This is a genomic window from Pedomonas mirosovicensis, assembly GCF_022569295.1.
GTDB classification, from domain to species: domain Bacteria; phylum Pseudomonadota; class Alphaproteobacteria; order Sphingomonadales; family Sphingomonadaceae; genus Pedomonas; species Pedomonas mirosovicensis.
Map to the genome: position 1 here is coordinate 2,018,214 of NZ_JAKFIA010000001.1, position 16,635 is coordinate 2,034,848.

Below are 16,635 nucleotides of genomic sequence, written 5' to 3' on the forward strand. Positions count from 1 at the left end.
GCAGATGTTTCTGGATTTCCTCAACGCCCTGCGCGAGGCGAAGATACCGGCCTCCCTCAAGGAGCATTTGCTGCTGCTGGAGGCGCTGAAGGCGGGGGTTATCAGTCCGCGCGTCGAGGAGTTCTATTATCTCGCCCGCGCCACCTACGTGAAGGACGAAGGGCTGCTGGACCGGTTCGATCAGGTGTTCGGCAAGGTCTTCCGGGGGCTGGAGACAGTGATCGACACCGGCACGGCGGAAATCCCCGAGGAATGGCTGCGAAAACTCTCCGAACTCTATCTCAGCCCCGAGGAGATGGAGAAGATCCGCTCGCTCGGTTCGTGGGACGAGATCATGGAGACGCTGAAGAAGCGCCTCGAGGAGCAGAAGGAGCGTCATCAGGGCGGCAGCAAGTGGATCGGCACGGGCGGCACCTCGCCGTTCGGGGCCTACGGCTACAATCCGGAGGGCGTTCGCATCGGGCAGGACAGGAACCGCCACAACCGGGCGATCAAGGTGTGGGACAAGCGGGAGTTCCAGAACCTCGACACCTCCGTCGAGCTTGGCACCCGCAACATCAAGGTGGCGCTGCGCCGCCTGCGCCGCTTCGCCCGCGAAGGCGCGGCGGAAGAGCTGGATCTGGACGGCACCATCAAGGCCACCGCCCGGCGCGGTTTTCTCGACCTGCAAATGCGCCCCGAGCGGCACAATGCGGTAAAGGTGCTGCTGTTCCTCGACGTGGGCGGCTCGATGGATCCGCACATCCGGGTGATGGAAGAGCTGTTCTCCGCCGCCACCGCCGAGTTCAAGCACATGGAGTTCTTCTACTTCCACAACTGCCTCTACGAGAGCCTGTGGAAGGACAACCGCCGCCGCTGGACCGAGCGCACGCCGACATGGGACGTGCTCCACAAATACCCCAGCGACTACAAGGTGATCTTCGTGGGCGACGCCGCCATGAGCCCTTATGAGATCGCCATCCCCGGCGGCTCCGTCGAGCACTGGAACGAGGAAGCGGGGCAGGTCTGGCTCCAGCGGGTGCTGAACGTCTATCCCCACGCCGTCTGGCTCAACCCGGTGCCCGAGGCGCACTGGCGCTACAGCCAGTCCACCACCATGATCCAGACCCTGTTCGAGAACCGCATGTTCCCCCTCACCCTCGACGGGCTCGACCGCGCCATGCGCGAACTGTCGCGGTGATTGTGGTTTGTTTGCAGGGGCTCCGTGCGCGGAGGCGCACCCTTCATCACGCGCACGTCCCAATAGACGAAGGGGGGTTTCAAGGGGGTCCGAGACCCCCTTGGCCATTGTCTTGGAAAACTCAGAGGCTGAACCGCACATGCCCCTCCGGGCTGATGGGCCAGTGCGGGTTCCAGGCAATTTCCCAGCCATGGCCGTCCGGGTCGGCCACGTAGCCTGCAAAGCCGCCGTAGAAGGTCTCGGCGGCGGGCTTGAGAATTCGCCCGCCGTGTTCGGCCAGCCGCACCAGCGCAGGCTGCACCTCGTCCCGCGCCCGCACATTGTGGGCGAGGCAGAAGGCACCCGGCCCGGCCGACGCTCGCCCCATGTCCGCCTCCAACGCCCGGCGCAGCCATGTGCCGAGCACGAAGCCGTTCATCTGGTAGAAGAGGATGTCCTCGTTCTCGAAGACGGGCTGCCAGCCGAACCCGTCCACATAGAACCGGCACGAGCGGGCAAGGTCATCGACGCCGAGCGTCACCACTGAAATCTGCTGTTCCATATCCACACCCATAGAGCCCTTTGTTGATCGCACTTTCTTAACCGCAGGGCATCCGCCCTGCTCGAAAGATGCTCGGGGTTGCCCGATGCGACCATCGCACCGGCTTTCGGGCCGTGGGACTTGGCGCACGCGCCAGTCAGAGCTCCCGCGCTGGGGAGCGGCCGGGCTAACCAAACCGGCCTGCCTTTTCCGACGCTTACGTTTTAGTCCATCCAGACGTCCGCCTCAAGCATCGCCGCGCCACTGGTTGAAAGCCTGATGTTCCGGCCCCATGTTCACAAAGCGGGCCGGGCCCCTCTGACAGTCGAGCAAGTCGGCTGTGATGTCGGACCGCTTTAAAACGAGGCCCGGCGCAGGTTCGCACTCCGTCCGGGCTAAGCTTGAGGAGAGAAAGAACCATGACAAGCGCCGCTGGAATGCCCTGCCCCATCTGCCGCGTTCCCCTCGTGATGAGCGAGCGGCAAGGCGTCGAGATCGACTACTGCCCGCAGTGCCGGGGCGTCTGGCTCGACCGGGGAGAGCTGGACAAGATCATCGAGCGCTCCGCCCAGGAGCTTGCCCCCGCGCCCGCTGCACCAACGGCGCAGCCCCAGCCTCAGCCGCCCGTCTATCCCGGCCCCTACGACAAGCCCAGCTACGCCGATTACGGCCACCGCTCCCACCACGGCTACAAGAAGCGCAGAAAGTCCTTCCTCGAAGAACTGTTCGACTGATCCGGCAAACATGAATCAGAAGGCTTGATCCCCTTCCGGGCATGGGTCGGGCCGCACGCTCGCCCATGCCCCTCAGGGCCGCTCCAGCCGGATATCAACCCTGCGGTTTTGGGGATCGCCTGCTGCATTTTCATGTTCCACCAGCGGTCTTTGGGCACCGAAGGCCTCTACCTGCACGTCAAGGACGCAGCTCCCCTGTTCTCCCTGGTTTCCGGCAAGCTCCTGAAGCGTTTTTGCGATTTCCTCAGCCCTGCTGCGGCTCAGCTCGATCAGGTCCGCCGTGTCAGCCTCGGCCTGATCCGCATGGCCCTCCACCCTGACCAGAAGAGTTTGACCGGGCAGGCAGATTTCCAGCAGGGCCGCCAGGCGCTCCCGATCCTCCTCAGAAACCTCCGCGCTGTATCTGGGGAAAAATACGGCCGCCTGCCTGACCTCCGGAGGCGCCGGCTCCACGCCGTTTACCGCCTCGCCTCCGCCGGGCCTCGGCATGGACTCATTTGGGTCAGGCCGATTTTCCGGAACAGGCGGCGGCACCGGTTCCGGTTTCTGTGCTTCGCCGGATTTCTGCCCTGACGGTGCAGCCTGTCGGGTATCAGCCGACGGTTTGGGCTTTTGCTTGGCCTCTGGCTGCCCGGCCGGAATGGGAGCCGGACCGGGAGCGGGCTCGGGTGCGGACGTGACTGTCGCCTTTTCGCTTACGCTGGATAGCTGGTCATCGGCGCTGCCCTTCGGTGCGGTATCAACCACCTTCCCGGCAAAATAAAAACCGAGGCAGATCAAGACGAGCAGAACCAGGAAGACCGCGACCCGGATGCCGACATGATCCCGGCGGAACAGGATGGCTGCCAGGTATGCCAGCACGCCTATCCCTATAATGAGAAAGGCAAGGCCGCCGCCGCCCATCGCCTTGGCAAGTTCTGCCGCACCCGTGAGTATGTCTTTAATCAAGTGCGCCTTCCTATTTTTTGTTCAGAACAATTACAGGCGCAACGAAATCTACAGAGGCATGCAGGCGGTAAGCATGATGGGGCTTGTGAGTTCCAGCATGAAAGGTTGCAACGACCATCCCCTCCCCCGCCCCACCCCATGCACGCCCAGATAAAAAAGGCCGGCGAAACGCCGGCCATCAGGACAGGTCTGTAACGCCGGAAGGCTGGGCCCGCGCCCGGCCTTCCGGCAAACCGTTCAATCTCAGTGCTGTTGCTGCATGGCGTAGGCTTGGCCGAACCGGTTGTTCAGGAACACCGGCAGCGGGATGTCCTCCTGCCGCACGAAGCCCTGCTGCGGCAGGTCACCCGCCGCCAGCATGTCGAGCACGGCGCAGATGGCGCTGGCGGTCGTCACCTGAATGGCGGCCCAGTGCTTGCCGTTCATCTGGCGTGGATAGATGCGGTTGGCATAGCTTTCCTGCGTCAGGCGGCCGTTGCGCGTGCCCGAGGCGGTGGCGAACACCACCACCACGTCCTGCTCGGTGATCGGCACGGCATTTTCCAGGACCTGCTTGAACAGATCGCGGTTCTGGCCCAGGCGCAGATCATGAATCAGGGTCCGCATGATGTCGCGGTGGCCGGGGTAGCGGATGGTCTGGTAGCTGAGGTTCCGCACCTTGCCGGAGAGCGTATCGCCCAGCGTGCCGAGCCCGCCCGAGGTGTTGAACGCCTCGAAGTTCACGCCGTCGAGCACGAACCGTTCCACATTCTCCAGCGCCGGAAGCAGCGTAGGCTTGCCATCCACGATCGCCTCGCACGGCTCCAGATATTCGTTGATGACGCCCTCTGTGGACCAGGTGAGGTTGTAGGTGAGGCTGTTCGTCGGGAAGCGCGGCAGCGCGCCCACCCGCAGCCGCAGGGTGTCCAGCTCATCGAAGGTATCGGCCAGGTGCTTGCCGACGATGGCAATGAAGCCCGGCGCCAGCCCGCATTGGGGAATGAACGCCGCCCTGGCGGTCTGGCTCAGCTCTTTGACCAGCTTGGTCGAGGCCACGTCCTCGGTGGGATCGAGATAATGCACGCCCGCCTCATGGGCGGCGCGGGCGATACGGGCGGTAATGTGATAGGGCGCGGCAGAGACGACCGCGAACCGGCCTTTCAGCGCATCGGCGAGGGCCTTCTCGTCGGTGGCGTCCAGCACCATCCGCTCCAGCCCGTCCAGCTTCGCCACACGCGACAGCGCCTTTTCGCAACGGTCTGCAACCGTCACACGATACTCGCCCGTCGGCAGCAGCAAAGCCGCGATCATCTCACCGATATTGCCCGCGCCTACAACCAGTATATCACGCATTAATTTACCCCTTTCTTTGCCCGTAATATAGGTCAGGCTAAGGCCAAGCCCAGTCGAAGTGGAGCGCCGCTCTGCACAATACGCTCGACAATTGACGGCAATTTGTTCAAACATCCGTCATTATGACGGATGACTCACTCGATACACGCTTGATCGAACTGCTGATGCAGAACGCGCGCCTGCCCACGGCCGTGCTGGCGCGCAAACTGGGAGTTGCACGGTCCACCGTCCAGGCGCGGATCGACCGTCTGGAGGCAACCGGTGTTATTACCGGATATTCTGCAAGACTGGGGGCAGCGGATACAAGAGTGCGCGCGCATGTGCTGATCGGCGTTGCGCCGCAGCAACAGGCCGCCGTCGAGGCCGGCCTCAAGCGCATCAGCGCCGTCGTCAGCCTGCTCTCGGTCAGCGGACCCTACGACCTGATTGCGGTGGTGGCGGGCCCCACCACCCATGATCTCGATACCGCGCTCGACCAGATCCGCGCCATCGACGGCGTGCGTGAAACCATGTCGTCCATCATCCTCAGCCGGAAGTTCGAGCGGGGCTGAACATTATCTTGCAGGGGGCTCACCCCCTGCACCCCATTCGTTTGTCAGGCCGCGCCCAGCATGAACCGTGGAGTCTAGAGGACACCGACGCGTTGACCGGGTGCGCCCCGTAATAGACGGATGGGGGATGTTAAGGGGGGCGAAGCCACTGGCTGAGCGTCCCCATTAAGCCTTCAGCTTTAAAAAAGCCCTCAGCGCTCTTCGTCGCTGCGGTCCATGTTGTCGGCGGCGAGGCTGGCGCGGGCCGCGGCGAGGGCTTCCTGCGCCAGATCGTCGGCCAGGGCGGTGTTGGTTTCCACCGAACCGTCCATCACCGCCGCGCGGCAGGCCAGCGCCATGGCGAGCGCCTGGAGCACGTCGCCATTGGTTGCGCCGATTTCGCTGACCTCACGATCCAGCACATCCAGCAGCACATCCATCACCTCGCCCACGTGCTCGGGCGCCACCGTGTGGGGATGCAGCGGAAACGAAAAGCTGAGTTTCTGGCCTCCTTCCGACCAGATGGAATAGACGAGCCGGTTCTTACGAGCCGCCATGAACGGTTCCTCCCGCCGGCAACTTTACGAAAACCGGCACACAGCAAGCGACGAACGATGGGAGAAGTCTAACACGCGCCTTTCCCAGCGCTGCACGGCTGTGAGGGCGTCCACCTTACCAGGGCCACGTCTCGGCTCGGTTGCACAGATGGCGATGGAACCTTTCGGCGTCAGCACTCCGCCATGTTGACGGCAAGCCCGCCTTGCGAGGTTTCCTTGTACTTGGCGGACATGTCGAGCCCGGTCTGCCGCATGGTCTCGATCACCTTGTCGAGCGGCACCATGTGCGAGCCATCCCCCAGCATGGCGAGGCGCGAGGCATCGATGGCTTTGATGGAGCCCATGGCATTACGCTCGATGCAGGGGATCTGCACGAGGCCGCCCACCGGATCGCAGGTGAGGCCGAGGTTGTGCTCCATGCCGATCTCGGCGGCGTTCTCGATCTGCGCGTTGGTGCCGCCCAGCGCCGCCGTGAGGCCCGCCGCCGCCATGGAGCAGGCGACGCCCACCTCCCCCTGGCACCCCACCTCCGCGCCGGAGATGGAGGCGTTGCGCTTGAACAGGGCAGCGATGGCCGCCGCCGTCAGCAGGAAGGTGCGGATGCCCTCGGGGCTGCTGTTGCAGAACCGGTCGTAGTAGCGCAGCACTGCCGGGATGATGCCCGCCGCGCCGTTGGTGGGGGCTGTTACCACCCGGCCGCCCGCCGCGTTCTCCTCGTTGACCGCCATGGCCCACAGGTTCACCCAGTCCATCACGGTCATCGGGTCGCGGAGCGACCGTTCCTGCCGCTCCAGCAATTTGCGATAGAGCGCAGGCGCACGGCGCGGCACCTTCAGGCGGCCGGGGAGAATCCCCTCCTCCCGGCAGCCGCGGGAGATGCAGGCATCCATCACGGCCCACAGGGCATCGATGCCCGCCTCCACCTCGGCGCGGGGGCGCAGCGCCATCTCGTTGGCCATCATGATGTCGGCGATGCTGAGGTTGTGCTGCGCGCCGATCGCCAGCAGCTCGGCCGCCGTGTTGAACTGGTAGGGCACAGCGACGCTTTCCTCGGCGATGGAATTGCGCCCCGCCTCCTCCTCGCTGACGACGAAGCCGCCGCCAATGGAGTAGAAAATCTCGCGGGCAAGCGTCTCGCCCGTAGCACTTAGCGCGGTGAAACGCATGCCGTTCACATGGAAGGGCAAGCGGATCTCGAACTCGAGGATGAGATCAGCGCGCGGATCGAAGGGAATGGATTTCTCGCCCGCCAGGTTGAGGCGCTTCTCCTCGCGGATGCGGGTGACGGCCGGCTCGATGATCTCGGGCGCAATCACCTGCGGCAGGTTGCCTTCCAGCCCCAAGAGCACGGCACGGTCGGTGGCGTGGCCAAGGCCGGTCAGCGCCAGCGAGCCGAAGAGTTCCGCCTGCACCCTCTCGACGGCATCCAGTTGCCCGCGCTCCTTAAGGCCCGTGACGAACCGCGCCGCTGCCAGCATCGGCCCCACGGTGTGGGAGCTGGACGGGCCAACGCCCACCTTGAACACGTCGAACAGGCTCAGAAACATATGACTGCTTTCATCCCCAGGGGCCGCGCCTTCCTGTTTTCTGCACGGCGCAGAATCCACCCCAAGGTAGGCCCGGACGCAGCGATAAAAAAGGGCCGCCGGAGCATCATGCCGCCGGCGACCCTTCTGTCTTCGATGGGTGCTTCACCCACACGTCGCGCCATTCCGAGCAAGCTCGCCATTCATGGAGCGATTCCGGCATTGCGACTAAACAACTGGGCAAGCGCAGCATGTTTCTGTTACGTAATATTTACGAGTCGATACGTACTTCGTAGAGGGACCTTTGTTCCGCCAGAGATGGCATAAAACCAGGCGGTTGGCTGCACACAGGAACCAACAAAGTCAACAACGCTCACATTTCGACAGGAGCCCACCACATCATGGCTGATGCTTCCGAGACCATGCTGACTGAAATCGAAAGCCTGAATGTCAGCAGCAAATGGAAAATACGTTTTGCCTTCTTCGAGAAGCATGGTGGGCCAGGCTCATCTGATTTCACTTCGGCCTTGAAGGAACTCAGCTTCTCGGAGCGCCTCAAAGTTCGCATGAACTTCTGGGCATTTTTCTTTGGGCCACTTTATTTTCTGTGCATCGGCCTTTGGAAAAGGGCCCTTGTGTTGCTGGCTGCAATCGTAGCGTTCGTTATTCTGACCAGTGGGGTCCCTGCACTGGGCGACTCCCTAGATAATATCTTGGGCATTGCGATTGGCCTCATCTGTGCACTGACTGCCAACCACGCCTATTATGAAAAGGTCATGAAGAAGGAAGCCAGCTGGAACCCGTTTCGGGGGTTTAGCTTGGCCTGAATTCAGAAGCAGCCGCTATGCCTCCTGTGACATAGCGGCTGCCATGAGCGTGCTACGGGTTTACTCCCGCCACTTGCCTAAACCACCTCGAACAGGCCGGCAGCGCCCATGCCGCCGCCGACACACATGGTAACGACCACATATTTCGCACCCCGGCGCTTGCCCTCGATGAGTGCGTGGCCGGTGAGGCGCGCGCCGGACATGCCGTAGGGGTGGCCGATGGAGATGCCGCCGCCGCTTACATTGAAGCGCTCGTTGGGGATGCCGAGGCGGTCGCGGCAGTAAATCACCTGCACGGCGAAAGCCTCGTTCAGCTCCCACAGGCCGATGTCATCCACGGTCAGGCCATGCTGCTTGAGCAGCTTCGGCACGGCGAACACGGGGCCGATGCCCATTTCATCCGGGTCTGTGCCCGCAACCGCCATGCCGCGATAGATGCCGAGCGGTTGCAGGCCGCGCCGCGCCGCCTCCTTGGCTTCCATCAGCACGGAGGCCGAAGCGCCGTCCGAAAGCTGGCTGGCATTGCCGGCGGTGATGAAGCCGTCCGGCCCACGCACCGGCTGGAGGCCCGCAAGACCTTCCAGCGTCGTCTCCGGCCGGTTGCCTTCGTCCTTCGAGAGCGTCACCTCTTTGAAGGAGACCTCCTTGGTTTCCTTGTTCATCACGCCCATGGTGGTGGTGACGGGGATGATCTCGTCGTCGAACCGGCCCTGCTCTTGCGCTTGCGCCGTGCGCTGCTGGCTTTGCAGGGCGTATTCGTCCTGCGCCTCGCGGGAGACGTTGTAGCGCTTGGCCACCACCTCGGCGGTGTTGATCATCGGCATGTAGATGGCGGGCACCATCCCGACGAGGCCCTTGTCCACCTCGATCCGGTACTTGTCGTTCTGCACCATGGAGATGGACTCGACCCCGCCGCCGATGGCAACTTGCATGCCGTCGTGGACGATCTGCTTGGCGGCCGTCGCAATCGCCATCAGGCCGCTGGCGCACTGGCGGTCGATGCTCATGCCGGGGACGGACGTGGGCAGCCCGGCGCGAAGCGCGGCGAGGCGGCCGATGTTGGGCGTTTGCACGCCCTGCTGGAGCGCGCACCCTAAGATCACGTCCTCCACCTCCGCGCCTTCGATGCCTGCCCGTGCCGCCGCCTCGGCGATGGCATGGCTGGCCAGCGTCGGCGCGGGCGTGGCGTTGAACGCGCCGCGATAGGCCTTGCCGATGGGCGTGCGCGCCGTTGATACGATAACTGCCTCACGCATGGTCTACCTCCTCAAGGGCGGCACGTTCAGCCACCCCATTCCGTCGTGAACAGAAAAACGCAGCACTCTCGGGCGCGCAGCCTTACCTGAGGCTGGCGAAGCCCTTGCCTTCCGCCACCAGCCGTTCGAGCAGCGGCGAGGGCTGCCACCAGCGCGCACTCACCGTCTCGGCATAGCCTTTGATCTTCTCAAGCGCGTTCCTGAGGCCGATCTCGTTCTCAGCCCAGAACATCGGCCCGCCGCGATAGGCCGGGAAGCCGTAGCCGTAGAGGTAGACGATATCGATGTCGCTCGCCCGGTAGGCGATGCCCTCGCGCAGCACCTCGCAGCCGATGTTCACCATGGCGAGGAAGCAGCGCTCGATGATCTCCTGATCCGAAATCGCGCGCGGGGTGATGCCATATTCGGCCCGCACCTCGTCGATCACCTTCTGGGTGACCTCGGAGGGCTTTGGCGTGCGGTCGCCCGGTTCGTAGTCGTAGTAGCCGCCGCTGGTCTTCTGGCCGCAGCGGCCCATTTCCACCAGCCGGTCAGCGACGCGCACAGACTTCGGCTCGTAGGCGTCGGGGGACTGGTCCTTGCGCGAGCGATAGCCGATGTCGAGCCCGGCCAGATCGCCCATTTGCAGCACGCCCATGGGCATGCCGAAATCGTAGAGCGCCTTGTCCACCTGGCTCGGCGTCGCACCTTCCAGCACCAAAAGCCCTGCCTCGCGGCCATAGCCCTGGAGCATCCGATTGCCGATGAAGCCGTGGCAGTTGCCCGCTACCACGCCGACCTTCCTGATCGTCTTGGCGACTGTCAGCGCCGTTGCCAGCACGTCGGACGCAGTCTTCTCGCCGCGCACGATCTCCAGCAGCTTCATCACGTTGGCGGGGGAGAAGAAGTGCATCCCCAGCACGTCCTGCGGACGGGAGGTGTAGGAGGCGATGGTGTCGATGGAGAGGTAAGACGTGTTGGAGGCAAGGATCGCGCCCGGCTTGGCCACCCGGTCCAGCTGGGTGAAGACCTGTTTCTTCACCTCCAGCGTCTCGAACACCGCCTCGATGATAAGGTCGGCGTCCTTGAGGTCATCGTAGGAGAGCGTGGGTTTCAGGAGCGCCATCCGCTCCTCCACCTGCGCCGCCGTCAGCTTGCCGCGCGAGGCGGAGCGCTCGTAGTTCTTCCGCACGACGCCAAGGCCGCGCTCCAGCCCTTCCTGGCTTACTTCCAGCACGGTAACCGGAATGCCCGCATTGGCGAAGTTCATGGCAATGCCGCCGCCCATGGTGCCCGCGCCGATGACGGCGACGGACTTGATCTCCCGCGGTGTCACCCCCTCCGCTATGTTGGGGATCTTGGCCACCTGCCGCTCGGCGAAGAACACGTGTTGCAACGCCCGCGCCTGGCTGTTCATGGCGCAGGCCATGAACAGCTGCCGCTCCTTCGCCATGCCGTCGTCGAACGAAAGGGTGGCCGCCGCCTCGACGGCATCGACGATCCGCTGCGGCGAGAACAGATTGCGCTTCTCCTTGGCCACTTGGCGCCGCATGTCATCGAAGTAGGTCTCGGGCAGCGCCGCGCGGTCGATGGTTTTCTCGCTGATGCGTGGGTGCTTGCCCCCGCTGGCGGCCTTCTCCTCGGCGAAGGCGATGGCGGCCTCCATGAGATCGCCTTCAACAACTTTATCGATGATGCCCAGCTCCGCCGCCTTGGGGGCAGGAATGGGATCGCCCGAGAGGATGATGGGCAGCGCCTTTTCAACGCCGATGAGGCGCGGCAGCCGCTGCGTGCCGCCCGCGCCGGGCAGGATGCCCAACTTCACCTCCGGCAGGCCGACCTTGGCGTCCCGAACCGCCACGCGGTAGTTGCAGCCCAGCGCGATCTCCAGCCCGCCGCCGAAGGCCGTGCCATGAATGGCGGCAACGAGCGGTTTGGACGACTGGTCCAGCGCGGCGATCACGTCCGGCAGATGGGGCTCCTTCGGGCCGGTCTTGAACTCGGCAATGTCCGCGCCCGCCATGAAGGTGCGGCCCGCGCAGGCGATGACCACGGCCTTTACGTCCGCATCGGCCTCGGCCTGTTTCAGCCCATCGAGGATGCACAGGCGCACGCCTTGGCTGATGGCGTTGACGGGCGGGTTGTCCACCAGAATGACGCCGACAGGCCCACGCTTCTCGAACCGTCCAGACATTGCCTTGCTTTCTCCCTTTGTTTTGCCCCGGTGGCGCCTCAGAGAATGGTAAGCCCCACCCACTCCGCGACCAGCGCCGGCTTGTCTTCGCCCTCGATCTCAACGGTCGCGTCAAACGTGACCATCACCCGCCCCGCCTGGCTGTCATCGACCGCGCGGAGCGTGAACCGCCCCCGCACCTGCTTGCCGCTCCGCACCGGATTCAGAAACCGCACCCGGTTGAAGCCGTAGTTGATGGTCATGCGGCCACCCGCCAGCGGCGGGATTACCCCTTCGGCCATGCCGGGCAACAGCGAGAGGGTCAGCATGCCGTGGGCGATGGTGCCGCCCAGCGGCGTGGCCTTCGCCCGCGCCTCATCGACATGAATGAACTGAAAGTCCCGTGTCACCTCCGCGAAGCGATCGATCAGCGGCTGATCCACCAGAGTCCAATCAGACACCCCCCAGAAGCTGGCCTTCAAGGGCCTTAAGCTCCGCCACGCTCAGCGCCACGCTTTCCTCTCCCCGTCCGTTGCCGGGCTATCCGCCGCGCACACCATACCGCTTGCAGGAAACAACGCCACAGGCCCAACGGGTGGGCAACCGGCCCCCTGTTGGGGGGCATAAGGGTGAATGCTCAGGTTCCGCGCGGCTTGGCGCGGGTGGTGGGCGGCGCGGCGGCGGGGTCGTCCGGCCAGGGATGCTTGGGATACCGGCCTTTCATTTCAGCCTTCACCTGCGCCCAGGAACCCTGCCAGAAGCCGGGCAGGTCCTTCGTCGTCTGGATCGGCCGATGGGCGGGCGACAGCAGCACCAGCGTCAGCGGCACGCGGCCACCGGCCACGCTTGGATGCCGAGTCAGGCCGAACAGTTCCTGCACCCGCACCTCGACAGCCGGGCCACCCGACGCGCCGTAGTCGATAGCGTGGCTGGTGCCCGCCGGGGTGCTCATGCGGTCCGGCACGAGGTCTTCAAGGCGGCGCTTCAGGTCCCACGGCAGGAAGGCGGCGATCACCCCGTCCAGATCATCGGGCGTGATTTTACTGAGCCGCATCTTGGTGGAGAGCATGGGGCCGAGGCCGTCGTCGAACTGCACCATCAGGGCATCATCCGACAGGTCCGGCCAGTTGTCCGGGTCTGCCGCGCGCATGAAGGCGACGCGCTCGCGCAGGCGGGCCTGCGCCCCCGTCCACGGCAGGCGTGCGAGCCCTTCGCGCTGGAATACCCCGCGCCAGGCCTCCATCACCACCTCAGGGGCGGGCTTGGGCAGCGGCGTCTCGCCCAGCACCAGTTTGCCGAAGCGGCGGATCTGGCGGGCGCGCAACGCACCGCTGTTTGCATCGAAGCGCACGTCCGTGCTTTCCGCCACATGGCCGGGGAACAGGCCCGGCAGTTCAGCCGGGTCGAGCGGCGCGGCCAAGAGGATGCGGGCCCGGTCCGCCGCGCCGGTGACGACCGCCACCGCCAGCCCCGCCTCGCCCGCCAGCGAATCCGCCGGGTCGAGCTGCCCGCCGCGCCCGTTGGCAAGCACAAAACTGCCCCGCTGGCCGGGCCGGGCAATCGCTACCCGGTCGGGGTAAGCCAACGCCAGCACCCGGCCCGCTTGTTCGGGATCGGCTGGCGTGTCGTCCGCCCCCACCATTTTCGCCCAACGGCGGGCCATCTGCCGGGCTTGCTCGGCGCGCTTGCCGCTCTCCCGCCGCCAGCGGGACAGGCGGTGGCGCAGGTCAACGTCGTTCCCGCCCAGCCCCTGCTCGCCCAAGAGCACGGCGATCTCGGCGGCCAGCAGGCCCAATCCCTGCTCTGGCCCTTCCTCGGCCGCCATCACCACCATGTGGGCAAGGCGCGGCGCGAGCGGCAGCTTGGCAAGCCTTGCCCCGTGCGGCGTCACCTTGCCCGTGGCATCGATGGCGTCCAGCTCGGCCAGCAGCTCCCGCGCTTCCGCATAGGCGGCGGCGGGCGGCGGATCGAGCCAGGTGAGCTGGTTGGGATCGCTTACCCCCCATAGAGCGAGGTCCAGCGCGAGGCCGGAGAGGTCGGCTTCCAGAATCTCCGGCCGGTCGAACGGCGGCAGGGCGCGGGTCTGCCCCTCCTCCCATAGCCGCCAGGCGACGCCCGGTGCGGTGCGCCCGGCGCGACCGGCGCGCTGCGTGACTGCCGCCTGGCTCGCCCGTTCGGTGACGAGACGGGTGAGGCCCGTTCCGGGCTCATACTTGGGCTTGCGGGCAAGGCCGGAGTCGATCACCACCCGCACGCCCTCGATGGTGAGGCTGGTCTCGGCGATGGAAGTCGCCAGCACCACCTTGCGCCTGCCCTTTTCCGCAGGCGCGATCGCCGCCCGCTGCGCGCCCGCTTCCATCGCACCGTAGAGGGTGTGCACGTCCGTATCGCCCGGTACGCCCTCGTCTCTCAGCAGGGTCGCCACCCGGTTGATCTCGGCCGCGCCCGGCAGGAAGACGAGGATACTCCCCGTCTCCTCCCGCAGGGCCGCGCGGATGGCCTTTGCCACCTGCGTTTCCATATGAACGGCGGCATCCCGCCCCAGATAGCGGGTCTCGACCGGGTAGCTGCGCCCTTCGGAGTGGATGACCGGCGCATCGCCCAGCAAATTAGCGATCCGTGCCCCGTCCAGCGTTGCCGACATCGGCACCAGCCGCACGTCCGGCCGCAACACGCCCTGAGCTTCGAGCGCCAGCGCAAGGCCGAGGTCCGCATCTAGCGAGCGCTCGTGGAACTCATCGAACAAAACCGCAGAAATTCCAGGTAGTTCCGGGTTGTCCTGCACAAGGCGCGTGAACACACCTTCGGTGACGACTTCAATGCGCGTTTTGGCGTTTACCCTCGATTCCAGCCGCACGCGATAGCCAACCGTCTGCCCCACCGCCTCGCCGAGCGTTTCGGCCATGCGGGTGGCGGCGGCGCGCGCGGCAAGGCGGCGCGGACTGAGGACGAGGATCTTGCCGTCCCTTGCCCACGGCTCGTTCATCAGCACCAGCGGCACGCGCGTCGTCTTGCCCGCGCCAGGCGGGGCAACGAGCACGGCGTTGGCGTGTGCGCGCAAGGCGGCGGTCAGTTCGGGAAGGACCGCATCGATCGGCAGAGACGTCATCATGCGCGGGAGTTAACACGTTTTGTTTTTCATTTTGCAGAGGAACTCGTTCCTCTGCACTCCTTTCGTTTTTCGGCCGTGTTTCCCGCGCTTGCTGGATAAATGCCTTCTGCCTTCTGCCTTCTGCCTTCAGATCTTCAGAAGGCGCGGCCCGAAATACGAATGGGAGGTGCAGGAGGAGCAAACCCCTCCTGCCTTAATTGAACGACCGGCGGGTGTCAGAAAGCCCGCGCGATGGCGAAGTCCACGGTCTCGATCAGGCAGTCCTTGGCCTCGCCGTCCGGCAGAGCGGCCAGTGCCTCCTTGGCCATGTCGCCATACTGGCGGGCACGAGCCAGCGTATCGCGGATCGCCCCATGGCGGTTCATCGTCGCGATCGCGCGGGTGAGGTCTTCCGGCTCCTGTTTCAGGCGGCCGATGGTGCGGCGCCAGAACTCGCGCTCTTCCTCGCTGCCGCGCTGGTAGGCCAGAATCGTCGGCAGCGTGACCTTGCCCTCGCGGAAGTCGTCGCCCACCGCCTTGCCCATCACATCGGAATCCGAGGCGTAGTCCAGGGCATCGTCCACCAGCTGGAAGGCGATGCCGAGGTAGCGCCCATAGGCTTCCAGCGCGGATTCGGTCGCCTCGTCCTTCTCCATGATGGCGGCGGCCACCTGGCAGGAGGCGGCGAACAGCACGGCCGTCTTGGCGGTGATGACGTCGAGGTAGCGCTCCTCGGTGGTCTCCACGTCGCGGGCGGTGGTCAGCTGGTCCACCTCGCCCTGGGCCATGATGGCGGCCACCTGGCTCAGGATCCGCAGCACGCGCAGCGAGCCGTCCTCCACCATCAGTTCGAACGAGCGGCCGAAGAGGAAGTCGCCCACCAGCACGCTCGGCTGGTTGCCCCAGATAATGTTGGCGGTCTTGCGCCCGCGGCGCAGGTTGGAGCCGTCCACCACATCATCATGCAGCAGCGTTGCCGTGTGAATGAACTCGACGCTGGCAGCCAGCTTGTGATGCCGCGTGCCTTCATATCCCAGCAGCTTGGCTGAGGCGAGCAGGAGCATCGGACGCAGCCGCTTGCCGCCCGAGGCAATGAGGTGACCCGCCAGTTCGGGGATCATCGCCACCGGGCTTTGCATACGCTCGATGATGATCTGATTGACGGCTTCCAAATCCTGCCCGACCAGCGCCAACAGCCGGTCAATGCTGGGCGCCTTGGCGTATTCTGCGCGCAAAGGTTGGATGCTTGCTGTCACACCGTCACTCCATAGATCTTAGCAGCAGCGTGTAGCCATGCTTTTCACCGAAGTCACGCGACAACCGCATCACACCTCGCCATCGCGCTGGTCGCAGCCGGTTTTCGAGCCATTTTAATAGGCTTTGGTTATCTTCGACCGCCCTGCGCCGCCATAGTCTATACCGGACCAGCAGTCACGGCGCAGCCCTGTTATACGGGCGTTGACGGCACTTTCCCCTCTAGCAATGCTGGTTCGAATGGATACAACGCCCTAAACGCCCCTGGGGAACATGCCCGGTCTGTCCAGTGCAAAGCGACGATTCGCCGCAATTTGCTCAGGATACGGTCAGGCTCATCCGCCAAGACAGTCACGTCAGGGCACCATTTTTTGTCGCCCGGCCCGAAGGAGAAACGCACCATGGACGACACGCTGGCCGCCTACCGCGAGAGCATCGACAACATTGACGCTGCTCTGGTTTACCTCCTGGCCGAACGCTTCAAGGTGACGCAGAAGGTGGGAGCCTACAAGGCCAAGGCCGGCCTGCCGCCCGCCGACCCCAATCGCGAGTCCCAGCAGGTGGCCCGCCTGCGCCGCCTGGCGCAGGATGCCAACCTCGACCCTGAATTCTCCGAGAAATTTCTGAGATTTATCATCGACGAAGTGATCCGCCACCACGAACGGTTGCAAAGTGACGTTGCACAGCCGAAATCCTGATCCTATGTGAGAGGCGCCTCCCATCGTCCC

General features: G+C 64.7%; 15 protein-coding genes. 5 read left to right on the plus strand and 10 right to left on the minus strand.

Translation table 11 applies throughout. The features are described from left to right. Positions 1 to 4 precede the first annotated feature (4 nt). Positions 5 to 1,180 carry a vWA domain-containing protein gene (locus tag L0C21_RS09575; RefSeq protein ID WP_259278138.1) on the plus strand — a complete coding sequence of 392 codons (1,176 nt, stop codon included), beginning with the start codon at positions 5 to 7 and terminating at the stop codon, positions 1,178 to 1,180. 121 nt (positions 1,181 to 1,301) lie between these two features. Here L0C21_RS09575 and L0C21_RS09580 read toward each other — a convergent pair whose 3' ends face one another. Then, positions 1,302 to 1,721, minus strand: coding sequence for a VOC family protein (locus L0C21_RS09580; protein WP_259278139.1), 420 nt, complete (start codon positions 1,719 to 1,721; stop codon positions 1,302 to 1,304). A gap of 398 nt (positions 1,722 to 2,119) precedes the next feature. Between L0C21_RS09580 and L0C21_RS09585 the strand changes: the two genes are divergently transcribed. Beyond that, complete coding sequence (locus L0C21_RS09585) at positions 2,120 to 2,434, plus strand: TFIIB-type zinc ribbon-containing protein (protein WP_259278140.1); 315 nt, start codon at positions 2,120 to 2,122, stop codon at positions 2,432 to 2,434. A 72-nt stretch (positions 2,435 to 2,506) separates the two neighbouring features. Here L0C21_RS09585 and L0C21_RS09590 read toward each other — a convergent pair whose 3' ends face one another. Next, positions 2,507 to 3,382 carry an OmpA family protein gene (locus L0C21_RS09590; RefSeq protein WP_259278141.1) on the minus strand — a complete coding sequence of 292 codons (876 nt, stop codon included), beginning with the start codon at positions 3,380 to 3,382 and terminating at the stop codon, positions 2,507 to 2,509. Between the two features lie 243 nt (positions 3,383 to 3,625). Further along, the gene (locus L0C21_RS09595) at positions 3,626 to 4,714 is read right to left on the minus strand and encodes a saccharopine dehydrogenase family protein (RefSeq protein ID WP_259278142.1); all 1,089 of its coding nucleotides are present in this window, start codon (positions 4,712 to 4,714) and stop codon (positions 3,626 to 3,628) included. 122 nt (positions 4,715 to 4,836) lie between these two features. On the opposite strand from L0C21_RS09595, the gene L0C21_RS09600 reads away from it, so the two are divergent. After that, the gene (locus L0C21_RS09600; RefSeq protein ID WP_259278143.1) at positions 4,837 to 5,265 is read left to right on the plus strand and encodes an Lrp/AsnC family transcriptional regulator; all 429 of its coding nucleotides are present in this window, start codon (positions 4,837 to 4,839) and stop codon (positions 5,263 to 5,265) included. Positions 5,266 to 5,456: 191 nt separating this feature from the next. Here the strand turns inward: L0C21_RS09600 and L0C21_RS09605 are convergent, their stop codons facing one another. Beyond that, on the minus strand, positions 5,457 to 5,801 hold the full coding sequence (locus L0C21_RS09605; RefSeq protein WP_259278144.1) for a hypothetical protein: 345 nt from the start codon (positions 5,799 to 5,801) through the stop codon (positions 5,457 to 5,459). 170 nt (positions 5,802 to 5,971) lie between these two features. Beyond that, a complete protein-coding gene (locus L0C21_RS09610; RefSeq protein ID WP_259278145.1) occupies positions 5,972 to 7,348 on the minus strand; it encodes an L-serine ammonia-lyase in 1,377 nt (458 codons plus the stop codon). Between the two features lie 380 nt (positions 7,349 to 7,728). Here L0C21_RS09610 and L0C21_RS09615 point away from each other — a divergent pair, with 380 nt between their 5' ends. Next, positions 7,729 to 8,154, plus strand: a complete 426-nt coding sequence (locus L0C21_RS09615; RefSeq protein ID WP_259278146.1) for a DUF2628 domain-containing protein — start codon at positions 7,729 to 7,731, stop codon at positions 8,152 to 8,154. A 77-nt stretch (positions 8,155 to 8,231) separates the two neighbouring features. On the opposite strand, the gene L0C21_RS09620 is transcribed toward L0C21_RS09615, so the two are convergent. The 5 genes from L0C21_RS09620 to L0C21_RS09640 form a co-directional block, all read right to left on the minus strand. Further along, on the minus strand, positions 8,232 to 9,410 hold the full coding sequence (locus L0C21_RS09620; RefSeq protein WP_259278147.1) for an acetyl-CoA C-acyltransferase: 1,179 nt from the start codon (positions 9,408 to 9,410) through the stop codon (positions 8,232 to 8,234). A gap of 82 nt (positions 9,411 to 9,492) precedes the next feature. Next, complete coding sequence (locus tag L0C21_RS09625; RefSeq protein WP_259278148.1) at positions 9,493 to 11,583, minus strand: 3-hydroxyacyl-CoA dehydrogenase NAD-binding domain-containing protein; 2,091 nt, start codon at positions 11,581 to 11,583, stop codon at positions 9,493 to 9,495. A gap of 38 nt (positions 11,584 to 11,621) precedes the next feature. Then, a complete protein-coding gene (locus L0C21_RS09630; RefSeq protein WP_259278149.1) occupies positions 11,622 to 12,023 on the minus strand; it encodes a MaoC family dehydratase in 402 nt (133 codons plus the stop codon). A gap of 176 nt (positions 12,024 to 12,199) precedes the next feature. Beyond that, positions 12,200 to 14,671, minus strand: a complete 2,472-nt coding sequence (hrpB, locus tag L0C21_RS09635; RefSeq protein WP_259278857.1) for an ATP-dependent helicase HrpB — start codon at positions 14,669 to 14,671, stop codon at positions 12,200 to 12,202. Positions 14,672 to 14,889: 218 nt separating this feature from the next. Beyond that, positions 14,890 to 15,909 (minus strand): polyprenyl synthetase family protein, encoded by a 1,020-nt coding sequence (locus L0C21_RS09640; protein ID WP_259278150.1) that lies wholly within the window; start codon positions 15,907 to 15,909, stop codon positions 14,890 to 14,892. Positions 15,910 to 16,308: 399 nt separating this feature from the next. On the opposite strand from L0C21_RS09640, the gene L0C21_RS09645 reads away from it, so the two are divergent. After that, the gene (locus L0C21_RS09645) at positions 16,309 to 16,605 is read left to right on the plus strand and encodes a chorismate mutase (protein ID WP_259278151.1); all 297 of its coding nucleotides are present in this window, start codon (positions 16,309 to 16,311) and stop codon (positions 16,603 to 16,605) included. The last annotated feature ends 30 nt before the right edge of the window (positions 16,606 to 16,635 follow it).

Excerpts from the sequence above, each read along its gene's own strand:
- L0C21_RS09580 (WP_259278139.1), bottom strand. The coding sequence starts at position 1,721 with ATGGAACAGCAGATTTCAGTGGTGACGCTCGGCGTCGATGACCTTGCC.
- L0C21_RS09620 (WP_259278147.1), bottom strand. The coding sequence starts at position 9,410 with ATGCGTGAGGCAGTTATCGTATCAACGGCGCGCACGCCCATCGGCAAG.
- L0C21_RS09595 (WP_259278142.1), bottom strand. The coding sequence starts at position 4,714 with ATGCGTGATATACTGGTTGTAGGCGCGGGCAATATCGGTGAGATGATC.
- L0C21_RS09610 (WP_259278145.1), bottom strand. The coding sequence starts at position 7,348 with ATGTTTCTGAGCCTGTTCGACGTGTTCAAGGTGGGCGTTGGCCCGTCC.
- L0C21_RS09625 (WP_259278148.1), bottom strand. The coding sequence starts at position 11,583 with ATGTCTGGACGGTTCGAGAAGCGTGGGCCTGTCGGCGTCATTCTGGTG.
- hrpB (WP_259278857.1), bottom strand. The coding sequence starts at position 14,671 with ATGACGTCTCTGCCGATCGATGCGGTCCTTCCCGAACTGACCGCCGCC.
- L0C21_RS09600 (WP_259278143.1), top strand. The coding sequence starts at position 4,837 with ATGACGGATGACTCACTCGATACACGCTTGATCGAACTGCTGATGCAG.
- L0C21_RS09615 (WP_259278146.1), top strand. The coding sequence starts at position 7,729 with ATGGCTGATGCTTCCGAGACCATGCTGACTGAAATCGAAAGCCTGAAT.
- L0C21_RS09605 (WP_259278144.1), bottom strand. The coding sequence starts at position 5,801 with ATGGCGGCTCGTAAGAACCGGCTCGTCTATTCCATCTGGTCGGAAGGA.
- L0C21_RS09575 (WP_259278138.1), top strand. The coding sequence starts at position 5 with ATGTTTCTGGATTTCCTCAACGCCCTGCGCGAGGCGAAGATACCGGCC.
- L0C21_RS09645 (WP_259278151.1), top strand. The coding sequence starts at position 16,309 with ATGGACGACACGCTGGCCGCCTACCGCGAGAGCATCGACAACATTGAC.
- L0C21_RS09585 (WP_259278140.1), top strand. The coding sequence starts at position 2,120 with ATGACAAGCGCCGCTGGAATGCCCTGCCCCATCTGCCGCGTTCCCCTC.